Source organism: Sphingomonas panacisoli, assembly GCF_007859635.1.
GTDB lineage: Bacteria > Pseudomonadota > Alphaproteobacteria > Sphingomonadales > Sphingomonadaceae > Sphingomonas > Sphingomonas panacisoli.
On the sequence record NZ_CP042306.1, the window covers coordinates 1,128,362 to 1,152,086 of the forward strand.

Genomic DNA, 23,725 nt, shown 5'->3' on the forward strand with positions numbered 1-23,725 from the left:
CGGGGCTGGCATTAGTTAAAAACACCCGCTATGGGGCCGCCTTCGCGGTGGTCCCGGCGACCCACGAAACGAATTTTCCCAGAAGGTAGGAAAAAATGGCGAAGGCAAAGTTTGAGCGGAACAAGCCGCACATGAACATCGGCACCATCGGTCACGTCGACCATGGCAAGACGTCGCTGACGGCAGCGATCACCAAGATTCTGGCCGAGAACGTTGCGGGCAACGCAGCGGTCGACTTCGCCAACATCGACAAGGCGCCGGAAGAGCGCGAGCGCGGCATCACCATCTCGACCGCGCACGTCGAGTATGAGACCGAAGCGCGCCACTACGCGCACGTCGATTGCCCGGGCCACGCCGACTATGTGAAGAACATGATCACCGGCGCCGCGCAGATGGACGGCGCGATCCTGGTCGTGTCGGCCACCGACGGCCCGATGCCGCAGACCCGCGAGCACATCCTGCTCGCGCGCCAGGTCGGCGTGCCGGCGATGGTCGTGTTCATGAACAAGGTCGACCTGGTCGACGACGCCGAGATCCTCGAGCTGGTCGAGCTGGAAATCCGCGAGCTTCTCAGCTCGTACGACTTCCCGGGCGACGACATCCCCGTGATCCCGGGCTCGGCCACTGCTGCGCTGAACGGCGGCGACGACAAGCTCGGCAAGGACGCCGTCCTCAGCCTGATGAAGGCGGTCGACGAATACCTGCCGCAGCCGGAGCGTCCGCTCGATAAGCCGTTCATGATGCCGATCGAAGACGTGTTCTCGATCTCGGGTCGCGGTACCGTCGTCACCGGCCGCGTCGAGACCGGCGTGGTCAAGGTCGGTGAGGAAGTCGAGATCGTCGGCATCCAGCCGGAAGTCCGCAAGACCACCGTCACGGGCGTCGAAATGTTCCGCAAGCTGCTCGACCAGGGCCAGGCCGGCGACAATATCGGCGCGCTGATCCGCGGCGTGGGCCGTGAGGACGTCGAGCGTGGCCAGGTTCTCTGCAAGCCGGGCTCGATCAAGCCGCACACCGACTTCTCGTCGGAAGTGTACGTGCTGTCGAAGGAAGAAGGCGGCCGTCACACGCCGTTCTTCGCCAACTATCGTCCGCAGTTCTACTTCCGCACGACCGACGTGACCGGCACCGTTGAGCTGCCTTCGGGCACCGAAATGGTCATGCCGGGCGACAACGTCGCGCTGGGCATCAAGCTCATCGCACCGATCGCCATGGACGTCGGCCAGCGCTTCACCATCCGCGAGGGTGGCCGCACGGTCGGTTCGGGCATCGTCTCGGGCATCACCAAGTAAGCTTTCAGTCCCAGGACTGACCGGAAAGCCCGGCCTCGCGAGAGGTCGGGCTTTTCTGCGTTTGGGGTTGTGGTGGGAGACGATCCTCGTCCGTTGCCGAGAGTTGGCAATTGAGTGGCGAGCGGATGTAAACTGATGCAGCATTGTTTCATGCTCAAGCGGTTTCTCCCTTTCGTCTTCGCGGGCTCGCTGGTCGCGGGTGGTTGCAGTGAGACACTCACACCGTCGACACCCCCACTGCTAGAAAACGTCACCGCGGCAGGCGGATGGTGGAATGGAGGCTGTCCGCCTAAGGACAAGGCCGAAGCGGAACTCTACCGGCCCTCGGAAGAGGCGCTTTCTCCGGAACTCATAGACCGGCTTTCAAAGCAGTTTCCCGTGGGCAGTGCTGCAAATCGCTTAGAGCGAAGTCTCAAACAACAGGGCTTCAGCATTCTCCGTCCATGCGACGCTATCCCGGCCATTCGATTAGGTGAGTTCCGACAGACCGGTGGAAGGTTTTACGGCCCCTATCCGATCTTTGCACAGGTTGCGTGGGAGCAAGATGCGGCTGGCAGGATATTATGGACTAAGGGGACGGTGTCTTTCACCGGGCCGTGAGACCAATGATCGCAAAGGATGCCATCGCACTTTCTCGCGACAATGCGACGAACGGGGGTTGATCCCCAGCGCCACTCTGTGTAGTGGCCCGCCTTCAGTTTTCGTATGAACCAGCAAGAGGTGGCCCCCGCAAGGGCTAGCTGCCCCGCTCTTTCGCATCGGTAGGAACCATGGACAGCAATATCCGCATTCGCCTGAAGGCGTTCGACCATCGCGTGCTCGATCAGGCGACCGGCGACATCGCCGACACCGCGCGCCGCACCGGCGCGATGATCCGTGGTCCGATCCCGCTGCCGACGCGCATCGAGAAGTTCACCGTGAACCGCGGCCCGCACATCGACAAGAAGTCGCGCGAGCAGTTCGAGGTTCGCACCTACAAGCGCATGCTGGACATTGTTCAGCCGACCCCGCAGACGGTCGACGCACTGATGAAGCTCGATCTCGCCGCAGGCGTTGACGTCGAGATCAAACTCGCCTAACGGCACCGCTCCCGCGATCGACTCCGGTCTCGCGGGACGCTGACAAATAGAGATACCGCTGATCTTCGGATCAGGCAGCGTCTCCCGTCACGTTTCAGGCGTATGCCAGGAACAACCAGCCCGGGACGGGGGCTCGCTTCGCATTACCGGGCTGGACCGATCGATGTTCGCATCGGTCCCAAGCACTTTCGGGATGGTCCCGTCCGTGCCTCTGTAAGGAGCCAAGATCATGCGCACTGGCGTGATCGCGAAGAAGTTGGGGATGACCCGCCTGTTTCAGGACGACGGCCGCCACGTGCCGGTTACCGTTCTGAGCCTCGAAGGGCTGCAGGTCGTTTCCCGTCGCGAAATGGATAAGGACGGCTACACCGCCGTTCAGTTGGGCGCGGGCGTCGCCAAGGCGAAGAACGTCGCCAAGCCGCAGCGCGGCCACTACGGCAAGGCCGAGGTCGAGGCGAAGGCCTTCCTCGCCGAATTCCGTGTGGACGAAGACGGTCTGCTGGACGTGGGCGCCGAGATTTCGGCCGACCATTACGTCGCCGGCCAGATCGTCGATATCCAGGGCAAGACCCAGGGTAAGGGCTTCCAGGGCGGCATGAAGCGCTGGGGCTTCGGCGGTCTGCGCGCGACGCACGGCGTGTCGGTCTCGCACCGCTCGCTCGGTTCGACCGGTCAGCGCCAGGATCCGGGCAAGGTCTTCAAGAACAAGAAGATGGCCGGTCACATGGGTGACAAGAACCGCACCCAGCAGAATCTCGAGATCGTCGGCACCGACGTCGAGCGCGGCCTCATCTTCGTCAAGGGCTCGGTCCCTGGCTCGAAGGGCGGCTGGCTGCTCGTCAAGGACGCCGTCAAGGTCGCCCGCCACGCCGACGCGCCGTTCCCGGCCGGGCTGAAGCAGGCCGCCAACAGCAACAATGCCGCTCCCGCCGAGACGCCCGCCGAGGTTGTCGAGACGCCGGAAGCGACCGAAGGCCAGGAGGGCTGAACGTGAAGGTCAAGGTTTCCTCCTTCGACGCCAAGGCGAAAGCGGCGGACGTCGAGCTCAACGACGAGGTCTTCGGCCTCGATCCGCGCGCCGACATCCTGCACCGCGTCGTCACCTGGCAGCTCGAAAAGCGTCGTGCGACCGCACGCGGCACGCGTGAACGCGCCGACGTCGCCCGCACCGGCAAGAAGTTCGGTCGCCAGAAGGGCGGCGGTACCGCCCGTCACGGCGATCGCCGCGCCCCGGTGTTCATCGGCGGTGGTAAGGCGCACGGCGCTCGCGTCCGCGACTTCAATCCGGGCCTGAACAAGAAGATCCGCGCGCTAGGCCTGAAGATGGCGCTGTCGAGCCACGCCAAGGCGGGTTCGCTGGTGATCATGGACAGCCTGTCGGTGAAGGACAGCAAGACCAAGACGCTGAAGGGCGATCTGGCAAAGGCGGGCTTCGGCAAGTCGGTGCTGTTCATCGACGGCGATGCGGTCGAGACGAGCTTCGCGCTGGCGGCGGGCAACCTGGGTCACCTCAACGTGCTCCCGGCCGCCGGCGCCAACGTCTACGACATCCTGAAGCATGACACGCTGGTGCTGACGCGCGCCGCGGTCGAAAAGCTGGAGGCGCGTTTCAATGGCTAAGAAGCCTGCGAAGTCGGGCGTCGACATCCGTCATTACGACGTGATCGTTGCCCCGCACATCACCGAAAAGTCGACGATGATGTCGGAACAGAATGCGGTGGTGTTCAAGGTCGCGCGTGACGCGACCAAGCCCGAGATCAAGGCTGCCGTCGAGGCGCTGTTCAATGTCAGCGTCACGAACGTCAACACGATCGTCCAGAAGGGCAAGACCAAGAAGTGGAAGGGCGCCGACTACACGCGCTCCGACATGAAGAAGGCGATCGTGACGCTGAAGGACGGTCAGTCCATCGACGTGACGCAAGGGGTCAGCGCGTAATGGCACTCAAGCATTATAACCCGACGAGCCCGGCGCGCCGCGGCTTGATCCTGATCGACCGGTCGGGCTTGTTCAAGGGTCGCCCCATCAAGGCGCTGACCGAAGGCAAGCAGAAGACCGGCGGCCGCAACAACAAGGGCCATGTGACCAGCCGCGGCATCGCGGGCGGCCACAAGCAGAAGTATCGCGTCATCGACTTCAAGCGTCGCTTGTGGGACGTCGACGGCACGGTGGAGCGGATCGAGTATGACCCGAACCGCACCGCCTTCATCGCGCTCGTGAACTACGGCGCGGGCGAGGACGGCAAGGATCGCCTGGCCTACATCATCGCACCGCAGCGCCTCGGCGTCGGCGACAAGGTGATCGCGGGCAAGAAGACCGACGTGAAGCCGGGCAACGCGATGGAAATGGGCCAGATGCCGGTCGGCACCATCGTCCACAACGTCGAGATGAAGCCGGGCAAGGGCGGTCAGATCGCGCGTTCGGCCGGTACCTATGTCCAGGTCGTCGGTCGCGACCGTGGGATGGTGATCGTTCGCCTGAATTCGGGCGAGCAGCGCTACATCCACGCGAACTGCATGGCGACGGTCGGTGCGGTCTCGAACCCCGACAACCAGAACACCAATCTCGGCAAGGCCGGGCGCAACCGCTGGAAGGGCATCCGCCCGCTGACCCGCGGTGTCGCGAAGAACCCGGTCGACCACCCGCACGGCGGCGGTGAAGGCCGGACCTCGGGCGGCCGTCATCCGGTTACCCCGTGGGGCAAGCCGACCAAGGGTGCTCGCACTCGTCACAACAAATCGACCGACAAGATGATCATCCGGTCGCGTCATTCGACTAAGAGGAAGGGCTAACCATGGCTCGTTCAGTCTGGAAGGGCCCGTTCGTCGAACTGAGCCTGCTCAAGAAGGCGCAGACCGCGCAGGAAACCAACGCGCGCGCGCCGATCAAGACCTGGTCGCGCCGCTCGACGATCCTGCCCGACTTCGTCGGCCTGACGTTCAGCGTCTATAACGGCCGCAAGTTCGTCCCCGTCTCGGTCAACGAAGACATGGTCGGCATGAAGCTCGGCGAGTTCGCACCGACCCGGTATTTCCCGGGCCACGCCGCCGACAAGAAGGGCAAGCGTTAAGATGTCCAAGGCTAAATCCCCCCGCAAGGTCGGCGACAAGGAAGCGCTGGCCGTTGCGACCCAGATCCGTGGTTCGGCGCAGAAGCTGAACCTGGTGGCTGGCCTGATCCGCGGCCGCAAGGCCGGCGACGCGCTCAACATCCTGGCCTTCTCGAAGAAGGGTATGGCGGTCGATGCGCGCAAGGTTCTCGCCTCGGCGATCGCCAACGCGGAAAACAACCACAACCTCGACGTCGATGCGCTGGTCGTGTCGGAGGCGTCGGTCGGCAAGTCGATCACGTTGAAGCGTTTCGCGACCCGCGGCCGTGGCAAGTCCACCCGCATCCTGAAGCCGTTCTCGCGTCTTCGCATCGTCGTCCGCGAGCAGGAAGAAGCATAATGGGTCACAAGAGCAATCCGATCGGCCTGCGCCTGCAGATCAACCGTACCTGGGACAGCCGCTGGTTCGCGGAAGGCCAGGATTACGGCAAGCTGCTGCTCGAGGATCTGAAGATCCGCAAGTACATCGTCGACACGCTGCCCCAGGCCGCGATTTCAAAGGTGGTCATCGAGCGTCCGGCCAAGCTGTGCCGCGTGTCGATCTATGCCGCGCGCCCCGGCGTGATCATCGGCAAGAAGGGCACCGACATCGAGAAGCTTCGCAAGAAGCTCGGCACGATGACTTCGTCCGACGTGTCGCTGAACATCGTCGAGATCCGCAAGCCGGAGATCGACGCGAAGCTCGTCGCGCAGGGCATTGCCGACCAGCTCGAGCGTCGCATCGCGTTCCGCCGCGCCATGAAGCGCGCGGTGCAGTCGGCGATGCGCCTGGGTGCCGACGGCATCCACGTGATGTGCGGCGGCCGTCTCGGCGGCGCCGAAATCGCGCGGACCGAGAGCTATCGTGAGGGCCGCGTGCCGCGTCACACGCTGCGTGCCAACCTCGATTACGCCGAAGCGCAGGCGCACACCGCTTACGGTGTCTGCGGCGTCAAGGTGTGGGTGTTCAAGGGTGAGATCCTCGGTCACGACCCGATGGCGCAGGACCGGTTGATGATGGAGGCTCAAACCTCCGGCGTGCGCCCGGCGCGCGACGATCGCCGCTAAGGATATAAGAGATGCTGCAACCGAAAAAGTTCGCGCACCGCAAGCAGTTCAAGGGTCGCATTCACGGCGATGCCAAGGGCGGCGCTACGCTGAACTTCGGCTCGTACGGGCTGAAGGCACTGGAGCCGGAGCGGATCACCGCGCGTCAGATCGAGGCGGCTCGCCGCGCGATCACGCGTCACATCAAGCGCCAGGGGCGGTTGTGGATCCGCATTTTCCCGGATCTTCCCGTGACCGGCAAGCCGGCCGAAGTCCGCATGGGTAAGGGCAAGGGCGCTCCCGAATATTGGGCAGCCCGCGTCAAGCCCGGCCGCATCCTGTTCGAGCTGGACGGCGTTCCCGGCCCGCTCGCGGCGGAAGCGTTCAGCCGCGCAGCGATGAAGCTGCCGATCAAGGTCAAGGTCGTGGCGCGTCTGGGCGACACGTCGCACCTCGGAGGCGAATAAGATGGCCAAGAAAGAAACCAAGTCGAGCAAGCTCGACGTCGCCGGCAAGAGCGACGACCAGCTGAACGAGACCCTGGGCGAGCTGAAGCGCGAGGCGTTCAACCTCCGTTTCCAGGCGGCGACCAGCCAGCTCGAAAAGCCGAGCCGCGTGCGCGAAGTCCGTCGTGACATCGCCCGTATCAAGACCCAGCAGTCCACGCGTGCGAAAGCCGCGTCGGCCGCGAAGTAAGGAAGAAGCAATGCCGAAGCGCGTGCTGACCGGACAGATCGTCTCGGACAAGGGCGACAAGACGGTGGTCGTGAACGTGGAACGCAAGGTCAAGCATGCGCTCTACGGCAAGATCATCCGCCGTTCGAAGAAGTACCACGCCCATGACGAGGGCAACGAATACAAGCAGGGTGAGACCGTGCGGATCGAAGAGACCGCGCCGATCAGCAAGCTGAAGACCTGGAAGGTGATCGAGCGGGTCAACACCCACGCGACGCCGGAGCGGGTCGAGCTGGGTGGCGAGGAAGCAGCCGCCGGCGCGTAAGTCGTTCGGCCCCAACGGGTCGAGAGTTTAGCGGAACCCCCGGGCGTGTCCCGGTAGGCCAAGAGAGAAGGAAGCGGATCGATGATCCAGATGCAATCCAATCTCGACGTCGCTGACAATAGCGGCGCGAAGCGGGTGCAGTGCATCAAGGTGCTGGGCGGCTCGAAGCGCCGCACGGCAGGCGTTGGCGACATCATCGTCGTCAGCATCAAGGAAGCGCAACCGCGCGGCCGCGTGAAGAAGGGCGACGTTCACCGCGCCGTCATCGTGCGCACCCGCAAGGACATTCGCCGCGCCGACGGCACGGTGATCCGGTTCGACAGCAACGCTGCCGTCCTGGTCAACAAGAACGAGGAGCCGATCGGCACCCGTATCTTTGGCCCGGTGGTCCGCGAACTGCGTGCGAAGAAGCACATGAAGATCATCAGCCTTGCGCCGGAGGTGCTGTAATGGCCGCCGCGAAGATCAAGAAGGGTGACCAGGTCATCGTCCTGTCCGGCAAGGACAAGGGCCGGACCGGCGAAGTCACCAAGGCGATGCCGAAGGACGGCAAGGTCATCGTGTCGGGCGTGAATGTTCACGTGCGTCACGTGAAGCCGAGCCAGGCGAACCCGCAGGGCGGGCTCGACCGGTCGGAAGCGCCGATGCACATTTCGAAGGTTGCCCACGTCGTCGACGGCAAGCCGACCCGCGTCCGTTTCGAAACGGGCAAGGACGGCAAGAAGGTCCGCGTCGCGGTCAAGACCGGGAAGAAGATCGATGGCTAAGGCAGACACCAAGTACACGCCGCGCATGAAGGGCATCTATGACGAGAAGATCGTCAAGGCGATGACCGACAAGTTCGGCTACACGAACCCGCTCGAAGTTCCGAAGATCGAAAAGATCGTTCTGAACATGGGCGTGGGCGAAGCGACCCAGGACAAGAAGAAGGTCGAGCAGGCCGCTTCCGAAATGGAGCTGATCGCGGGCCAGAAGCCGGTCGTCACCAAGGCGAAGAAGTCGATCGCGCAGTTCAAGCTGCGTGAAGGCATGCCGATCGGCGTGAAGGTCACCCTTCGCCGCGAGCGCATGTACGAGTTCCTTGACCGCTTCATCACGATCGCGCTGCCGCGCGTTCGCGACTTCCGCGGGCTGAACCCGAAGAGCTTCGACGGTCGCGGCAATTACGCGATGGGTCTCAAGGAACAGTTGGTGTTCCCGGAGATCAACTATGACCGCATCGACAAGGTGCGCGGCATGGACGTCATCGTCACCACCACTGCAAAGACCGACGATGAGGCTCGCGAGCTTCTCCGTCTCTTCGGCTTCCCGTTCCCGCAGGATGCGGACGGCGAGCAGAAGCAAGCGGCATAAGGGAAAGAGAACTTAAGTCATGGCGAAACTGAGTTCCGTGAACAAGAACGAGCGTCGCAAGAAGCTGGTGGCGAAGACCGCTCCCAAGCTGGCGAAGCTCAAGGCGCAGGCGAACGACAAGTCGCTCGACGAGACCGAGCGCCTGATCGCGCGGCTGAAGATGGCCGAGTTGCCCCGCAACGGCAACCCGACCCGCATCCGCAATCGTTGCGAAGTGACGGGTCGTCCCCGCGCTTATTACCGCAAATTCCGTCTCTGCCGTGTGCAGCTGCGCGAACTGGCCAACAAGGGCCTGATTCCCGGCGTCACGAAGTCGAGCTGGTAAGGACACGAAGATGGCAGTGACCGATCCCCTGGGTGATATGCTCACCCGCATCCGCAACGGCCAGCGCGCGCGAAAGGACTCGGTCCTTTCGCCGGCGTCGAAGTTGCGCGTCCGCGTGCTCGACGTTCTCCAGCGCGAGGGCTATATCCGCGGTTACAGCGAGGAAGAAATGGGGCCCGCCAAGGGCATCCGGATCGAACTCAAGTATTTCGAAGGCCAGCCGGCCATCAAGCACGTCGCGCGCGTCTCCAAGCCGGGTCGCCGCGTGTATAGCGGTTCGCAGGAACTGCCGCGCGTGATGAACGGCCTGGGCATCACCATCGTCTCGACGCCGCGTGGCGTGCTTTCGGATGCCGAAGCGCGCGACCAGAACGTCGGTGGCGAAGTGCTGGCGGAGGTGTTCTGATGAGCCGCATCGGTAAGAAGCCGGTCGCGATCCCGAGCGGTGTCACCGCCACGGTCGAGGGCGGCGTGCTGAGCATGAAGGGTCCCAAGGGCACCCTGAGCATGCCGATGGCCCAGGAGGTCAAGTGGGACGTCCAGGCCGATTCGATCGGCGTGACGCCGGCCAACGAGACCAAGCGCGCGCGCTCCTTCTGGGGCATGCAGCGCACGCTGGTGCAGAACCTGGTGACCGGCGTGACCACCGGCTTCTCGAAAAAGCTGCTGATCACCGGCGTCGGCTACCGCGCCAACGCGCAGGGCAAGAAGCTGAAGCTGCAGCTGGGCTATTCGCACGACGTCGATATCGACGTGCCGGAAGGCATCACGGTCGCGACCCCGGATCAGACCACGGTCGAGATTTCGGGTGCGGACAAGCAGAAGGTCGGCCAGCTCGCCGCCGAGATCCGCCGCTGGCGTAAGCCCGAGCCGTACAAGGGCAAGGGCATCAAGTACGACGGCGAGTACATCTTCCGTAAGGAAGGGAAAAAGAAGTAATGACCAAGGGTCTTTCACTGTTCGAAAAGCGGCGCCGCCGCAATCGCACCGCGCTCCGTGCGCGTGGCGGTACGCGCGCTCGCCTGTCGGTGCATCGCTCGGGCAAGCACATCTATGCCCAGGTGATCGACGACGAGAAGGGCACGACCGTTGCCTCGGCCTCGACTTTGTCGGGTCATGACGGCGCGACGTCCAACATCGCGGCCGCGACCGCGGTCGGCAAGCGCGTGGCGGAAGCCGCGGTGAAGGCCGGCATCAAGCAGGTCGTGTTCGACCGTGGCGGCTTCCTCTACCACGGCCGCGTCAAGGCACTGGCCGACGCCGCGCGCGAAGCCGGATTGGAGTTCTAAGAATGGCTGACGAAACCAACCAGACCGAAGCGCCGATCGGCGCCCCGGTCGATGCTCCGGCAGCGGACGCCGGCCAGCAGCGCGGTGCGCGCGGCGGCCGCGGTCGCGGCGGCCCGGGCGGCGGTGGCGGCAATCGCGGTGGTCGCGACGGCGGTCGTGGCGGTCGTGACGGCAATCGTGGCCGTGGCGGTCCCGGCATGGACGACGGCGGCGAAGAGCTGATCGAGAAGCTGGTCCACATCAACCGCGTCTCGAAGACGGTGAAGGGCGGCAAGCGCTTCGGCTTTGCGGCGCTCGTCGTCGTGGGCGACGGCAAGGGCCGCGTCGGCTTCGGTCACGGCAAGGCGCGCGAAGTGCCGGAAGCCATTTCGAAGGCGACCGCTGCGGCCAAGAAGAAGATGGTCCGCGTTCCGCTGAAGGAAGGCCGCACGCTGCATCACGACGGCAACGGTCACTTCGGCGCCGGCAAGGTTACTTTGCGCTCGGCGCCGCAGGGTACCGGCATCATCGCCGGTGGTCCGATGCGCGCCGTGTTCGAAAGCCTGGGCGTCGCCGACGTGGTGACCAAGTCGGTCGGCACCTCGAACCCCTACAACATGATCCGCGCCACCTTCGAAGCGCTCGGCGAGCAGACCTCGCCGAAGAGCGTTGCGCAGCGCCGCGGCAAGAAGATCGCCGACCTGCTCGGCCGTGGCGGTTCCGCAACCGCCGAGGCCGATGCGGCCGCGATCGCGGAGTAAGACCAATGGCTACCATCAAGATCACGCAGACCGGTTCGCCGATCCGCCGCGAGAAGAGCCAGCGTGCGACGCTGGTCGGGCTTGGCCTCAATAAGATGCACAAGACCGTCGAGCTGCAGGACACGCCCGACGTGCGCGGCATGATCCGCAAGGTCGCTCATATGGTGACCGTCGAGGGGTAAGCTCCTAATAAATAACCCGTCACCCCAGCGAAAGCTGGGGTCTCGTGGTGGCTCGGATGCCCCAGCCACAAGGAGATGCCAGCTTTCGCTGGCATGACGATAAAGGGGCATAGCGCGACAAAAGCGAAAGCGAGTGCATAATATGAAACTGAACGAACTCCGCGACAATGCGGGCGCCCGTAAGTCCAAGATCCGCGTCGGACGCGGCATCGGCTCGGGCAAGGGCAAGACCGGCGGCCGCGGCCAGAAGGGCCAAAAGAGCCGTGAGGGCGTCTCGATCGCCGGCTTCGAGGGCGGCCAGATGCCGCTCCACATGCGTCTGCCGAAGCGTGGCTTCAACAACATCTTCGCCAAGGATTATGCCGAGGTGAACCTGGGCACGATCCAGAAGCTGGTCGATGCCAAGAAGATCAAGGCCGGCGCGACGCTCGATCACGCCGCGCTCAAGGAAGCCGGTGTCGCCCGTGGCGGCAAGGATGGCGTCCGTCTGCTCGGCAAGGGCGAGTTCTCGGCCAAGCTGAACTTCACCGTCGCCGGCGCGTCGAAGGGCGCGATCGAAGCGGTCGAGAAGGCGGGTGGCAAGGTCGATGTGATCCACGTCGTTCCCGCCGCCGAAAAGGCCGCCGCCAAGAAGGGCGTGCAGTACAAGGCGCGCAAGGCCGACAAGGAAGCCAAGCAGGCCGCCGCGGCGAAGAAGTGAACCGTACCCGGTGACAAGCCGGAGCACGTGACTATATGAACGGCGGGGGGCGATGCGAAGCGCTCGCCGCCGTTTCAGTTTTCAGGACGTAAACACGCAATGGCATCCGCAGCCGACAGTCTCGCCTCCGGGCTCAATCTATCGAAGTTCGCCCAGGCGACCGACCTCAAGAAAAGGTTGTGGTTCACCATCGGCGCGCTGATCGTGTTCCGCCTGTTGAGCTATGTGCCGCTGCCCGGGGTCGATCCGACCGCGCTCGGCATCCTCGGCGACAAGACGACCGGCGGCGTGCTGGATTTCTTCAACAATTTCTCGGGCGGCTCCCTTAAGAGAATGTCGCTGATCGCGCTCGGCGTGATGCCTTACATCACCGCCTCGATCGTGGTGCAGCTCGCGACGTCGCTGTCGCCGGCGCTCGCGGCGATCAAGAAGGAAGGCGAGAGCGGGCGCAAGCGGCTCAACCAATATACGCGCTACGGCACCGTCGCGCTGACCGCGATCCAGGGCTATTTCATCGCCGTCGGGCTCGAGAGCTTCGGCGCGACGCAGGGCATCCAGGCAGTCGTCGAGCCCGGCATGATGTTCCGCGCGGGCGCGGTCATCTCGCTGATCGGCGGTACGATGTTCCTGATGTGGCTGGGCGAGCAGATCACCAGCCGCGGCATCGGCAACGGCGTGTCGCTGATCATCATGGCCGGCATCGTCGCGAACATGCCGACCAACATCTACAACCTGGTCAACGGCAGCCGCACCGGCAGCATGGACAGCTTCCAGCTGATCGGCATTATCGTCGCCGTCGTCGGCATCGTCCTGCTGATCTGCTTCATGGAGCGCGCGCAGCGTCGCATCCTGATCCAATATCCCAAGCGGCAGACCGCGCGGGGCGTCCAGTCGGACCGCAGCCACTTGCCGCTGAAGCTCAACACCGCGGGCGTGATCCCGCCGATCTTCGCTTCGTCGCTGCTGCTGATGCCGCTGACCATCACGCAGTTCGCCGGCAACAAGACTGCGGGCGACAGCTGGTGGGGCGACGTGATCATCACGCTCAACCAGTACCTCCAACACGGCAGCCCGCTGTACATGACGCTGTACGGCGCGGGGATCATCTTCTTCGCGTTCTTCTACACCGCGGTCGTGTTCAACCCGGAAGAGACTGCGGACAATTTGAAGCGCTATGGCGGGTTCATTCCCGGCATCCGCCCCGGCAAGAACACCGAAATCTATTTCGACTACGTGCTGACCCGTATCACGGTGATCGGCGCGGCTTACCTGGCCTTCATCTGTCTGGTGCCGGAATATCTGGTCTCGGCGCTCAAGATCCCGTTCTACCTTGGTGGCACCAGCTTGTTGATCGTGGTCAACGTGACGATGGATACCGTGACGCAGATCCAGTCGCACCTGTTGGCGCACCAATATGGCGACCTGATCAAGAAGGCGAAGCTGAAGGGTGGACGCCTCCGCTAAGCGGATGGCCGACACGACAGGGGAGAGGACTGCCGTGAACATCATCCTTCTGGGACCGCCGGGCGCGGGCAAGGGGACACAGGCCGAACGGCTGGTGCAAGCCCGCGGCATGGTCCAGCTGTCGACCGGCGACATGCTGCGCGCCGCGCGCAAGGCCGACACCCCGCTGGGGCATCAGGTCGCGGCCGTGATGGATTCCGGGGCGTTGGTCTCGGACGAAATCGTCTCGGCGCTGATCGACGACAAGCTGTCGACGATGGGCGACGATCAGGGTGCGATCTTCGACGGCTATCCGCGCACGGCGGCGCAGGCGGAATCGCTCGACGCGATCCTCGCGCAGCACGGTCGCAAGCTCGACCGCGTGATCGAGCTCGAGGTCGACGAGGACGCGCTGGTCGAGCGGATCGTCGGCCGCTTCTCGTGCGCGAATTGCGGCGCGAATTATCACGACAAGTTCCACCGTCCGAAGGTCGACGGCACGTGCGACGTGTGCGGCCATCACGAGTTCAAGCGCCGGCCGGACGACAACGAGGAAACCGTCCGCACGCGCATGGCCGAATATCGCGCCAAGACCGCGCCGATTATTCCCATCTACGAAGCCAAGGGCATCCTGACCCGGATCGACGGCATGGGCGACATGGACGCGGTCAGCGCGGCGATCTCGGCGACTTTGGACCGCAAATAATCGACGTCATGCCGGGCTAGTCCCGGCATCCGCCGCGCCACACCGGCTGATTTCCGACCTTGAGGCGCAGACCCCGGCACAAGGCCGGGGTGACGGGTCGTGTCTTGCGAGGTAAGTGTGTTTCCTTGAGGGGAGGGACAACATGCTCCGTTTCACCGCCTTCGCGCCACTCGCGCTCATCGCGTCGCCCGCCACCGCCGACGTGGTCGATAGCAGCGCCGCCGGATTCACCGTCTCAAAGACCGTCTCGATCGCCGCAACGCCCGACGCGGTGTGGGAGACGCTGCGCGCGCCGCAACGCTGGTGGGCGAAAGAGCATACCTGGTCGGGCGACAGTACGAACCTGTACATCGACAGCCAGGCGACCGGCTGCTTCTGCGAAAAGCTGCCGGGGCGGGGGAGCGTCGCGCATGCGCGGCTGATCTTCGTCGATAAGGGCAAGCTACTCCGCATGGAGGGCGCCTTCGGTCCGTTGCAGGCCTATGCGATGACCGGCGTCATGACGTTCGAACTCAGCCCCGACGGCGACAAGGCGACGACGCTGAAGATGACTTACACGGTCAGCGGCTATATGTCCGGCGGGTTCGAGAAGATGGCGGCACCGGTCGATGGTGTTCTAGGCGAGCAAGTCGCCGCGCTCAAGGCGGCCGCCGAGGCCCCGCCGCCCGCCAAATAGGGTTTACCGACGCTTGACAGGGTGCCGACTCACACCTAGATCAGCGCTCTTCCGATACCCCGGCTGTCCGGCGGCGCTCTCTTGCGTCCGCCGCATTCGTGCGTTTCGGGATTTGACGCGATGAGATGGGGGACGTGGCAGCCATGCCGTCCTCTGTGGAGCTAGGAGAAAAGTTTCATGGCACGTATTGCGGGTGTCAACATCCCGACCAACAAGCGCGTGGTGATCGCGCTGACCTATATCCACGGTATCGGTCCGGCCAAGGCCAAGGAAATCACCACGAAGCTGAACATCGCCGCCGAGACGCGCGTGCAGGACCTGACCGATCAGGAAGTGCTGCAGATCCGCGAAGCGATCGACGCCGGCTACACGGTGGAAGGCGATCTTCGTCGTCAGACCGCGATGAACATCAAGCGCCTGATGGATCTGGCCTGCTATCGCGGCCTGCGCCATCGCAAGGGCTTGCCGGTCCGCGGTCAGCGCACGCACACCAACGCGCGCACCCGCAAGGGCAAGGCAAAGCCGATCGCCGGCAAGAAGAAGTAAGCTCGCAGCCGTCTTCAGGCGGCTCGCTTCCTTGTAGATAAGGTCAGGAATTACCAAATGGCACGTGAACCGCAGCGCATTAAGCGCCGTGAACGCAAGAACATCACCGCCGGCGTCGCCCATGTGAACGCCAGCTTCAACAACACCATGATCACCATCACCGATGCCCAGGGCAACGCCATTTCGTGGTCGTCCGCCGGCATGATGGGCTTCAAGGGCTCGCGCAAGTCGACGCCGTACGCCGCGCAGGTCGCGGCCGAGGACGCCGGCAAGAAGGCCGCCGAACATGGCGTCCGCACGCTCGAGGTCGAAGTGAAGGGTCCGGGTTCGGGCCGCGAGAGCGCGCTTCGTGCGTTGCAGGCGGTCGGTTTCCAGATCACGTCGATCCGCGACGTGACCTCGATCCCGCACAACGGCGTTCGCCCGTCGAAGCGCCGGCGCGTCTGATTTTGTTACCGTGCCGGCGGACGCGCCGGTGCGATTTTTGATACCCGGCTGCTCTAACCCCAGGAGCGGCCCAACCCAGGGGACGAGAACCTTGTCCGTCAACGCTAAAAACTGGCAGGAACTGAAGAAGCCCAACGCTCTTGAAAAGAAGGGTGGAGAAGGCAAGTCGAAGGCGACGTTCGTCGCCGAACCGCTGGAGCGTGGCTTTGGCCTGACGCTCGGCAACGCGCTGCGCCGCGTGTTGCTGTCGTCGCTGCAGGGTGCTGCGGTGACCTCGATCAAGATCGAGAACGTGCTCCACGAGTTCAGCTCGCTGGCGGGCGTCCGCGAGGACGTCACCGACATCGTGCTCAACGTGAAGCAGATCGCGCTCAAGATGCAGGGCGAAGGGCCGAAGCGTCTCCAGCTCTCGGCGACCGGCCCGGCCGACGTCAAGGCGGGCGATATCGCCGTCTCTGGCGATATCGAGGTGATGAACCCCGATCTGCTGATCTGCCACCTCGACGAGGGCGCGACGCTCAACATGGAACTGACCGCCGATGTCGGTAAGGGCTATGTTGCGGCCGTCGCCAACCGTCCTGCCGACGCGCCGATCGGCCTGATCCCGGTCGACGCGCTGTACAGCCCGGTTCGCCAGGTGTCGTACAAGGTCGAGAACACCCGCGTCGGGCAGGAGCTCGACTACGACAAGCTGACGCTGTCGATCGAAACCGACGGCACGGTGACCCCGGAGGACGCGCTCGCTTACGCTGCGCGCATCCTGCAGGACCAGCTGGCGCTGTTCGTCCACTTCGACGATTCCGCGATCACGCGTTCGGCGCCGATCGGCATCGCTGCCGCCCCGGCCGAAAGCGGTGGCGTTGCGGGCGACACGCAGCAGATCAACCGCTACTTGCTCAAGAAGGTCGACGAGCTCGAACTGTCGGTCCGCTCGGCCAACTGCCTCAAGAACGACAACATCATCTATATCGGCGACCTGGTCGGCAAGACCGAAGCCGAGATGCTGCGCACGCCGAACTTCGGCCGCAAGTCGCTCAACGAGATCAAGGAAGTGCTGTCGTCGATGGGGCTTCGCCTTGGGATGGAAATCCCGGGTTGGCCGCCCGAGAACATCGAAGAGATGGCCAAGAAGCTTGAGCAGGAGATCATGGGCTGAGCCGCACGGGATTAGCGCAAGCTAATCCCGAGACGGCGTAATGCCCGGCCGGCCTCGCGAAGCGAGGTTCGACGACGCGGGATTTACTCCCGCGTCGGGCCAGAAGAGGGACCCCGGCTCAAGGCCGGGGTGACGGATATCCGGTAGACCCACCGTCTCTACCTGGCCCGGGGTACCTCACACGGCCCCCTGACGAACGAGAAGGAAAGTATCATGCGCCACAAGGTAGGCGGTCGTAAGCTTCAACGCACCTCGGCGCACCGCGCCGCATTGTTCCGCAACATGTCGGCGGCGCTGATCAAGCACGAGCAGATCACGACCACGGTCGCCAAGGCGAAGGAGCTTCGCCCGTATATCGAGAAGCTGGTGACGCTGGCGAAGAAGGGTGGCCTGTCCAACCGTCGCCTCGCGCACGCTCGTTTGCTCGACGATGCGCAGCTGGTGAAGCTGTTCGACGTGATCGCGGCGCGCTACGCGACCCGCAACGGCGGCTACACCCGCGTGATCAAGGCCGGCATCCGCGCCTCGGACGCATCGCCGATGGCGGTCATCGAGTTCGTCGATCGCGACGTCTCGGCGAAGGGCCAGGATTCGGGTCCGGTGCTGGTCGACGAGGACTTCGATCAGGCCGCCTGAGAGGGTTCTTCATCCGTAACAAAAAGGTCGCGCTTCGTCGGGAAGCGCGACCTTTTTGTTTGTCGGCGTTGTAGGTCGGCATCGACGGATAGGCCGTCGTGGGAGATGAATATGACTCGGATCGCGTTGATGATCGCTGCCGCCGCCGTAACGGTCACGGCAATGCCGGCCGAAGCCAAGGTGTGCCGCACTTATTATCGCGGGCATTACGTCAAGTGCCACAAGGCGTTCCGCCCGAGCATCAACCTGAAGCGCAAGCATCCGGTCAAGGTCGTCCGCTGCCGGCACGGCGGCAACAACGTCAACTGCAAGCGCTGACGTGAAGAGGGCCGCATCTCCGGGTGGAGATGCGGCCCTCTTCGTTTAGGTGTCGGGCGTCGCGGGCTTTAGCTCACGCTAGCCCGCGCCGTTCAGCGGCAACGATAGTCCGTATTCGACTGGTCGACCTTCTTGCCGAGCAATGCGCCCAGCGCGCCGCCGATCAGCGTGCCGCCGATGCGGTTGCGCCCGCCATCGACCACGTTGCCGAGGATACCACCAGCCGCTGCGCCAACGATCAGGCCGGTCGTGCCGTCGTTCCGCTTGCAGTAATAGCGCCCGTCCGATCCGCGATAGACCTGGTCGTTCGAGGTCAGCGTTCGTTCCTGATAACGGGGATCGTCCTTATAGTAGCGCGACGCGTCGTAATCGGTCTGATAGCGCGGGTCGTTATACGGATCGCTATAGCTCGAGTTCGGGTAGCGCGGATCGTTGTAGCTCGACCGGCGCTGATCGCGACGCTGAGCCTGCTCGAACAATGCGCGTTCCTGGTCGTAGAGACGCTGTTCGTTGTCGAAACGACGCTGCGCGGCATCGAAGCGGCGCTGTTCGGAATAGGTTTGCGCGGTGGCGGGGACGGCAAGTGCCGTCACGGCGATCGCGGCAGCCGACAGGGCAAGGGGCAGGGTACGCAACATGGCTCTTCTCCTTCGATTACCCCGGCTCAACGCCTCAGCGTCGATACGGGTCCGTTTCGGGTTTACGCCTACTAGTTGAACCTGCGATGACGGCGGACGATATGCCTCTCCCATGGAGTTGTCGATGCATCGCCTGTTGCCGCTGACCCTGATCGCCCTGACCGTTCCCGCCTTTGCCCAGACGAGTGACATGACCAGTATCACCTATCCTGCGACCGAACGCGGCACGACCGTGGACGAACAATTCGGGGTGAAGGTCGCCGATCCCTATCGCTGGCTGGAAAACGACGTCCGCACCGATCCCAAGGTCGCGGCCTGGGTGGCGGACGAGAACAAGCTGACCGATGCCTATCTCGCGACGTTGCCGGGGCGCGATATCTTCAAGACGCGGCTGAAGGCGTTGATCGACTACGAGCGGTTCGGTACGCCGGTGAAGAAGGGCGGGCGCTATTTCTACGCGCGCAATTCGGGTCTGCAGAACCAGGCGGTGCTGTACGTGCGCGACGCTATCGACGGCGCTGGCCGCGTGCTGATCGACCCCAATGGCTGGGCGAAGGACGGCGCGACCGCGCTCGGCGAATGGGCGCCGAGCGAAGACGGCAAGCGCATCGTCTATGCCATCCAGGACGGCGGCACCGATTGGCGGACGGTCAAGGTGCTCGACGTCGATAGCGGCAAGGTGCTCGACGACACGGTCGAATGGGTGAAATTCTCCAACCTGTCCTGGGCGAAGGACGGATCGGGCTTCTATTATTCGCGCTTCCCCGCGCCGCCCGAGGGGCAGAAGTTCCAGTCGACCAACGAGAATCAAGCGGTCTATTTCCACAAGCTCGGCACGCCGCAATCGGCCGATACGCTGATCTACGCGACGCCCGATCAGCCCAAACGCAGCCATGGCGCGCAGGTCACCGACGACGGCAAGTGGCTGGTCATCACCACGACCGAGGGCACCGACAACCGTTACGAGATTACCGTCATCGACCTGGCCGCGCCGAAGCCGGCGCCGCGGACGATATTCAAGGGGCTCGACTATCAGTGGAGCTTCGCGGGCAATGTCGGCGGCAACTTCTATTGGGTGACGGACAAGGACGCGCCGCGGATGCGTCTCGTCTCGACCAATCTCTATGCGCGATCGGCGGAAGTGCCGGTGGTCGAAGTGGTGCCGCAGGACAAGGCGGTGCTCGACGGCGCCGCCATCATCGGCGGCAAGCTGGTCACGTCGTACCTGGTCGATGTGAAAAGCGAGGTCCGCCGCTACTCGCTCGACGGCAAGCCCGATGGCACGGTGGCGTTGCCCGGCATCGGATCGGTCGGCGGGTTCGGTGGCGAGGCGGACGATCCGGAGACGTTCTACAGCTTCACCAGCTACAACCGGCCGACGACGATCTATCGCTACGACGTCGCGACGGGGAAATCGTCGGTCTGGGCGCAGCCCAAGGTCGCGTTCGATCCCGCCAACTACCTCGTCAGCCAAGTCTTCTACGCGTCGAAGGACGGCACCCGCGTGCCGATGTTCATCGTCCGCAAGAAGGGGACGAGCGGGCCGGCACCGACCTTGCTCTACGCCTATGGCGGGTTCAACGTCACGATGGAGCCGGCCTTCTCCGCGACGCGGATCGCCTGGCTGGAGCAGGGCGGCGTCTACGCCGTCGCCAACATTCGCGGCGGCGGCGAGTATGGCAAGGAATGGCACGACGGCGGGCGGCTGGCGAACAAACAGAACGTGTTCGACGATTTCATCGCGGCCGGCGAGTTCCTGAAAGCGAAGGGCTATACCGGCAAGGACCAACTGGCGATCATGGGCGGGTCGAACGGCGGACTGTTGATCGGCGCGGTGGTCAATCAGCGGCCCGATCTGTTCGCCGCGGCGCTGCCGCAGGTCGGTGTGATGGACATGCTGCGCTTCGATCGCTTCACCGCGGGGCGCTATTGGGTCGACGATTACGGTTATCCGTCGAAGGAAGCCGATTTCCGCGTGCTGCTGAAATACTCGCCCTATCACAACATCCGCGCCGGCAAGCCCTATCCGGCGATCCTCGCGGCGACCGCCGACACCGACGATCGCGTCGTGCCGGGGCATACGTTCAAATATACCGCGATGCTGCAGTCGATGGACCTCGGCCCCAAGCCGCGCCTCGTCCGGATCGAGACGCGGGCCGGGCATGGTTCGGGGAAACCGACCGACAAGATCATCGACGAGACGGCGAGCGACTGGGCGTTCATCGCGAAGTGGACGGGGATGGTCGTCAAACCGGTCGAGTGACGCACAGGCTTGCGCGCGGTCTTTTTCGAACATAGGGTATGGTCATGAACGACCCGACCCTAGTCTCCGATGCTGTCCGTCCCGCCATCGACAAGAAGGCGCTGCTCGCCAAATATATCGAGGAGCGCGACAAGCGGCTGCGCGACGACGGGAACGACCAATATATCGACCTGAACGGCGCGTTCGCCGATTACGCGATCGACCCGCACACGCCGGTGGTGCCGCGCGATCCGGTGACCGATCATGTCACCTTCGCGTTCGTCGGCGGCGGTTTTGCGGGGCTGGTGACGGGCGCACGGCTCGCGGAAGCGGGGATCACCGATTACCGCATTATCGAGAAGGGCGGGGACTTCGGCGGGACCTGGTATTGGAATCGCTATCCCGGCGCGCAATGCGACACCGCGTCGATGATCTACATGCCGCTACTTGAAGAAACCGGTCACATGCCGACCGAGAAATACGCGCACGGCCCCGAAATCCTCGAGCAGTGTCGGCGGATCGGGCGGCAATACGGGCTGTACGAGAAGGCGCTTTTCCACACCCAGATCCGCGAGATCGTGTGGGACCAGAAGCGGCAGGTTTGGGTGATCACCACCGACCGCGACGACCGCTTCACCGCCAAATATGTCGGGATCGGCACCGGACCGCTGCACATCCCGAAACTGCCCGGCATCCCGGGGATCAAGCGGTTCGAGGGTAAGTCGTTCCACACCAGCCGCTGGGACTATGGCTATACCGGCGGCGACGCGAACGGCGCGCCGATGACCGGCCTAGCCGACAAACGCGTCGCGATCATCGGCACCGGCGCGACGTCGGTGCAGGCGGTGCCCCACCTCGCGCGCGCGGCGAAGGAGCTTTACGTCGTCCAGCGCACGCCCTCGTCGGTGGACGTCCGGGCCAACGCGCCGATCGACCCGGAGTGGTTCGCCGGGATCGCGACGCCGGGTTGGCAGCGCCGCTGGCTGGAGAATTTCACCGCCAACCAGACGCCGGGCATGGCGGTCGAGGAGGATCTGGTCGAGGACGGCTGGACCGACATTTCGCGCCGAATCAAGGCGCGCGTGGTGACGCTGCCGCCGGCCGAACGCAGTTTCGAGAACATCCTGCGCGTGTGGGAGGATTCGGACTTCGAGAAGATGGAGGAAATCCGCGCGCGCGTGGACCAGCTCGTCGCCGACCCGGAAACGGCGGCGGGGCTCAAGGCGTGGTACCGCCAGCTGTGCAAGCGGCCGTGCTTCCACGATGCCTATTTGCAGGCCTTCAACACGCCCGGCACGCACTTGATCGACACTGGCGGCAAGGGCGTGGAGTCGATCGACGAGACCGGCTTCACCGTCGCGGGCAAGCATTACGACGTCGATTGCATCATCTACGCCTCGGGTTTCCGCGTCGGCACCAATCTGTCGGGGCTGGTCGGGTTCGACGTGGTCGGGCGCAACGGCGTGAAGCTGAGCGAGGCCTGGGCGGACGGGATGCGGTCGAAGCACGGCATCCACGTCCACGGCTTTCCCAACCTGTTCGTCGTGACGCCGACCCAGGGCGCGAATCTGATTTCCAACGTGCCGCACAACCTCACCGAGTCCGGCCGGACGATCGCCGCCGTCGTCGCGCATGCGGAAGACGTCGGCGCGCACGAGGTCGAGGTGACGCGTGAAGCGCAGGATGCGTGGTGCGAGTTGCTGCTATCCGGCCCGGGCCGCAGCCTGCGCACCGCGCCAGACTGCACGCCGGGATACTATAATAATGAGGGCAAGGACCCCGGCCCGGCGGCGGCGCTCGCGGTCGGCTACCCGCTCGGTGCGCACGCTTATTTCCAATATATCGATAGCTGGCGGCAGTCGGGCGCGTTCGACGGGCTGGCCTTTACCTAGCGGAAGGTCGCCTGCAGCCAGCCGACGATCGCCGCCGCGAGCGCGATGCGGTGGTCGTTATAGCTGTGATCGGTCTCCAGCTTGATTTCGGTCACCGTGCCGCCGGCCTTCTTGACCTCGGCGGCGGCGAGGTCGGCGTCGGGCTTGAGCCCGTCGTTCGAGCTCAACAGCAGCAACGGCCGTCCCGCGAACCGCGCGGCGTTGGTCCGCCAGTCCCAGCGCGCGGCATTCGCGGCACCGTCGGCGACCATCTCCTCGATCGTCATGTTGGTGTAGCTGGCATCCTCGCCCCAATCCTTGCGGAGCGCGTCGATCGGCTTGCCCGCCGCGCCGGCGAGCCGCCCGCCGATATTGGCGCCGGAGATCACGACCGACCCTGCGACCTGCTTGTCGTCGCTGAGCATCACGGTCGCGAAGCCGCCCATCGAATGGCCCATCACGACGATCCGCGTGGGGTCGATGAAGTATTTGGCGTCGTTCGCCGGATCGCGCAGCCACGCAAGGCCCGCGCGGCCGTCCTCCACGACGTGCGAGAAGCTGAACTTGCCGCCACCGCCCCACACGCCGCGATACTCGATCGCCAGCACATGCCATCCCGCTCGCTGCATCGCGCGGTCGAGGTCGAAATTCATCTCGGTGCCGGGAAAGCCGTGGAGCATCAGCACCGTCGGGTGCGGCTTGCCACCGGAGGCGAGGAACAGCCGGGCGGGCAGCGCGATCCCGGCGCTTGTATAACGCAGCTGAATCAGTTTGGCGGGGAATTGCGCGTCGGGCGCGGGGTCGGCAATGACGGCGTTGGGTATCGTTTGGGCGTGCAACGCGCCGGCCACGCCAAGCCCGAGCATCGCGGCACATGCCAACGTCCTGATCATCTCACTCTCCCCCGTCTGGCCAAGCGCAGCCTAACGCCGGAACGGGGGAGGGGAAAGCTT

General features: G+C 64.2%; 34 protein-coding genes. 32 read left to right on the top strand and 2 right to left on the bottom strand.

Annotation, left to right across the window (positions count from 1 at the left end):
* Positions 1-95: 95 nt before the first annotated feature.
* From tuf to FPZ24_RS05845, 30 genes are all read left to right on the top strand, one after another.
* Complete coding sequence (gene tuf / locus FPZ24_RS05700; RefSeq protein ID WP_146570117.1) at positions 96-1,292, top strand: elongation factor Tu; 1,197 nt, start codon at positions 96-98, stop codon at positions 1,290-1,292.
* 770 nt (positions 1,293-2,062) lie between these two features.
* Entirely contained in the window at positions 2,063-2,371 is a 309-nt protein-coding gene (gene rpsJ, locus FPZ24_RS05705) for a 30S ribosomal protein S10 (RefSeq protein ID WP_146570118.1), read from the top strand.
* Between the two features lie 229 nt (positions 2,372-2,600).
* On the top strand, positions 2,601-3,359 hold the full coding sequence (gene rplC, locus FPZ24_RS05710) for a 50S ribosomal protein L3 (RefSeq protein ID WP_146570119.1): 759 nt from the start codon (positions 2,601-2,603) through the stop codon (positions 3,357-3,359).
* A 2-nt stretch (positions 3,360-3,361) separates the two neighbouring features.
* Positions 3,362-3,991: a 50S ribosomal protein L4 gene (rplD, locus tag FPZ24_RS05715; RefSeq protein WP_146570120.1), complete on the top strand. Its 630-nt coding sequence runs from the start codon at positions 3,362-3,364 to the stop codon at positions 3,989-3,991.
* Positions 3,984-4,307 carry a 50S ribosomal protein L23 gene (locus tag FPZ24_RS05720; protein ID WP_146570121.1) on the top strand — a complete coding sequence of 108 codons (324 nt, stop codon included), beginning with the start codon at positions 3,984-3,986 and terminating at the stop codon, positions 4,305-4,307. The genes rplD and FPZ24_RS05720 overlap by 8 nt, the downstream gene beginning before the upstream one ends.
* Entirely contained in the window at positions 4,307-5,161 is an 855-nt protein-coding gene (gene rplB, locus FPZ24_RS05725; protein WP_146570122.1) for a 50S ribosomal protein L2, read from the top strand. Before FPZ24_RS05720 ends, rplB begins: the two co-directional genes overlap by 1 nt.
* 2 nt (positions 5,162-5,163) lie before the next feature.
* On the top strand, positions 5,164-5,439 hold the full coding sequence (gene rpsS / locus FPZ24_RS05730; RefSeq protein WP_146570123.1) for a 30S ribosomal protein S19: 276 nt from the start codon (positions 5,164-5,166) through the stop codon (positions 5,437-5,439).
* A gap of 1 nt (position 5,440) precedes the next feature.
* Complete coding sequence (gene rplV, locus FPZ24_RS05735; protein WP_146570124.1) at positions 5,441-5,818, top strand: 50S ribosomal protein L22; 378 nt, start codon at positions 5,441-5,443, stop codon at positions 5,816-5,818.
* Positions 5,818-6,525, top strand: coding sequence for a 30S ribosomal protein S3 (gene rpsC, locus FPZ24_RS05740; RefSeq protein WP_146570125.1), 708 nt, complete (start codon positions 5,818-5,820; stop codon positions 6,523-6,525). Before rplV ends, rpsC begins: the two co-directional genes overlap by 1 nt.
* Positions 6,526-6,536: 11 nt before the next feature.
* Positions 6,537-6,971, top strand: a complete 435-nt coding sequence (gene rplP / locus FPZ24_RS05745; RefSeq protein ID WP_146570126.1) for a 50S ribosomal protein L16 — start codon at positions 6,537-6,539, stop codon at positions 6,969-6,971.
* A 1-nt stretch (position 6,972) separates the two neighbouring features.
* A complete protein-coding gene (gene rpmC / locus FPZ24_RS05750; RefSeq protein ID WP_146570127.1) occupies positions 6,973-7,200 on the top strand; it encodes a 50S ribosomal protein L29 in 228 nt (75 codons plus the stop codon).
* Between the two features lie 10 nt (positions 7,201-7,210).
* Positions 7,211-7,504: a 30S ribosomal protein S17 gene (gene rpsQ, locus FPZ24_RS05755; protein ID WP_146570128.1), complete on the top strand. Its 294-nt coding sequence runs from the start codon at positions 7,211-7,213 to the stop codon at positions 7,502-7,504.
* An 81-nt stretch (positions 7,505-7,585) separates the two neighbouring features.
* A complete protein-coding gene (gene rplN, locus FPZ24_RS05760) occupies positions 7,586-7,954 on the top strand; it encodes a 50S ribosomal protein L14 (protein ID WP_146570129.1) in 369 nt (122 codons plus the stop codon).
* Positions 7,954-8,271, top strand: coding sequence for a 50S ribosomal protein L24 (gene rplX / locus FPZ24_RS05765; RefSeq protein ID WP_146570130.1), 318 nt, complete (start codon positions 7,954-7,956; stop codon positions 8,269-8,271). The genes rplN and rplX overlap by 1 nt, the downstream gene beginning before the upstream one ends.
* Positions 8,264-8,857 carry a 50S ribosomal protein L5 gene (gene rplE / locus FPZ24_RS05770; RefSeq protein ID WP_146570131.1) on the top strand — a complete coding sequence of 198 codons (594 nt, stop codon included), beginning with the start codon at positions 8,264-8,266 and terminating at the stop codon, positions 8,855-8,857. Before rplX ends, rplE begins: the two co-directional genes overlap by 8 nt.
* Before the next feature lie 19 nt (positions 8,858-8,876).
* Entirely contained in the window at positions 8,877-9,182 is a 306-nt protein-coding gene (rpsN, locus tag FPZ24_RS05775) for a 30S ribosomal protein S14 (protein WP_146570132.1), read from the top strand.
* A gap of 10 nt (positions 9,183-9,192) precedes the next feature.
* Positions 9,193-9,588, top strand: coding sequence for a 30S ribosomal protein S8 (gene rpsH, locus FPZ24_RS05780; protein ID WP_146570133.1), 396 nt, complete (start codon positions 9,193-9,195; stop codon positions 9,586-9,588).
* Complete coding sequence (gene rplF / locus FPZ24_RS05785; protein ID WP_146570134.1) at positions 9,588-10,121, top strand: 50S ribosomal protein L6; 534 nt, start codon at positions 9,588-9,590, stop codon at positions 10,119-10,121. Before rpsH ends, rplF begins: the two co-directional genes overlap by 1 nt.
* A complete protein-coding gene (rplR, locus tag FPZ24_RS05790) occupies positions 10,121-10,471 on the top strand; it encodes a 50S ribosomal protein L18 (RefSeq protein ID WP_146570135.1) in 351 nt (116 codons plus the stop codon). Before rplF ends, rplR begins: the two co-directional genes overlap by 1 nt.
* 2 nt (positions 10,472-10,473) lie before the next feature.
* Positions 10,474-11,211: a 30S ribosomal protein S5 gene (gene rpsE, locus FPZ24_RS05795; protein WP_146570136.1), complete on the top strand. Its 738-nt coding sequence runs from the start codon at positions 10,474-10,476 to the stop codon at positions 11,209-11,211.
* A 5-nt stretch (positions 11,212-11,216) separates the two neighbouring features.
* Positions 11,217-11,393 (top strand): 50S ribosomal protein L30, encoded by a 177-nt coding sequence (gene rpmD / locus FPZ24_RS05800; protein ID WP_146570137.1) that lies wholly within the window; start codon positions 11,217-11,219, stop codon positions 11,391-11,393.
* 142 nt (positions 11,394-11,535) lie between these two features.
* Entirely contained in the window at positions 11,536-12,093 is a 558-nt protein-coding gene (gene rplO, locus FPZ24_RS05805; RefSeq protein ID WP_146570138.1) for a 50S ribosomal protein L15, read from the top strand.
* 99 nt (positions 12,094-12,192) lie between these two features.
* Complete coding sequence (gene secY / locus FPZ24_RS05810) at positions 12,193-13,557, top strand: preprotein translocase subunit SecY (RefSeq protein WP_146570139.1); 1,365 nt, start codon at positions 12,193-12,195, stop codon at positions 13,555-13,557.
* 34 nt (positions 13,558-13,591) lie between these two features.
* Positions 13,592-14,242, top strand: coding sequence for an adenylate kinase (locus FPZ24_RS05815; protein WP_146570140.1), 651 nt, complete (start codon positions 13,592-13,594; stop codon positions 14,240-14,242).
* A gap of 142 nt (positions 14,243-14,384) precedes the next feature.
* A complete protein-coding gene (locus FPZ24_RS05820; RefSeq protein ID WP_146570141.1) occupies positions 14,385-14,918 on the top strand; it encodes an SRPBCC family protein in 534 nt (177 codons plus the stop codon).
* A 177-nt stretch (positions 14,919-15,095) separates the two neighbouring features.
* On the top strand, positions 15,096-15,464 hold the full coding sequence (gene rpsM / locus FPZ24_RS05825) for a 30S ribosomal protein S13 (RefSeq protein ID WP_146570142.1): 369 nt from the start codon (positions 15,096-15,098) through the stop codon (positions 15,462-15,464).
* 57 nt (positions 15,465-15,521) lie between these two features.
* On the top strand, positions 15,522-15,911 hold the full coding sequence (rpsK, locus tag FPZ24_RS05830) for a 30S ribosomal protein S11 (protein WP_146570143.1): 390 nt from the start codon (positions 15,522-15,524) through the stop codon (positions 15,909-15,911).
* A 91-nt stretch (positions 15,912-16,002) separates the two neighbouring features.
* A complete protein-coding gene (locus FPZ24_RS05835) occupies positions 16,003-17,067 on the top strand; it encodes a DNA-directed RNA polymerase subunit alpha (RefSeq protein WP_146570144.1) in 1,065 nt (354 codons plus the stop codon).
* A gap of 213 nt (positions 17,068-17,280) precedes the next feature.
* The gene (rplQ, locus tag FPZ24_RS05840) at positions 17,281-17,703 is read left to right on the top strand and encodes a 50S ribosomal protein L17 (protein ID WP_146570145.1); all 423 of its coding nucleotides are present in this window, start codon (positions 17,281-17,283) and stop codon (positions 17,701-17,703) included.
* Between the two features lie 111 nt (positions 17,704-17,814).
* The gene (locus tag FPZ24_RS05845; protein WP_146570146.1) at positions 17,815-18,021 is read left to right on the top strand and encodes a hypothetical protein; all 207 of its coding nucleotides are present in this window, start codon (positions 17,815-17,817) and stop codon (positions 18,019-18,021) included.
* Between the two features lie 92 nt (positions 18,022-18,113).
* Here the strand turns inward: FPZ24_RS05845 and FPZ24_RS05850 are convergent, their stop codons facing one another.
* A complete protein-coding gene (locus FPZ24_RS05850) occupies positions 18,114-18,659 on the bottom strand; it encodes a glycine zipper 2TM domain-containing protein (RefSeq protein WP_146570147.1) in 546 nt (181 codons plus the stop codon).
* A gap of 124 nt (positions 18,660-18,783) precedes the next feature.
* Here FPZ24_RS05850 and FPZ24_RS05855 point away from each other — a divergent pair, with 124 nt between their 5' ends.
* Both FPZ24_RS05855 and FPZ24_RS05860 read left to right on the top strand, forming a co-directional pair.
* Entirely contained in the window at positions 18,784-20,922 is a 2,139-nt protein-coding gene (locus FPZ24_RS05855) for a prolyl oligopeptidase family serine peptidase (RefSeq protein WP_186729092.1), read from the top strand.
* 44 nt (positions 20,923-20,966) lie between these two features.
* Complete coding sequence (locus FPZ24_RS05860) at positions 20,967-22,793, top strand: flavin-containing monooxygenase (RefSeq protein WP_146570148.1); 1,827 nt, start codon at positions 20,967-20,969, stop codon at positions 22,791-22,793.
* Here the strand turns inward: FPZ24_RS05860 and FPZ24_RS05865 are convergent.
* Positions 22,790-23,665: an alpha/beta hydrolase family protein gene (locus tag FPZ24_RS05865; protein ID WP_146570149.1), complete on the bottom strand. Its 876-nt coding sequence runs from the start codon at positions 23,663-23,665 to the stop codon at positions 22,790-22,792. The two genes, FPZ24_RS05860 and FPZ24_RS05865, sit on opposite strands and share 4 nt — an antisense overlap.
* Positions 23,666-23,725 lie beyond the last annotated feature (60 nt).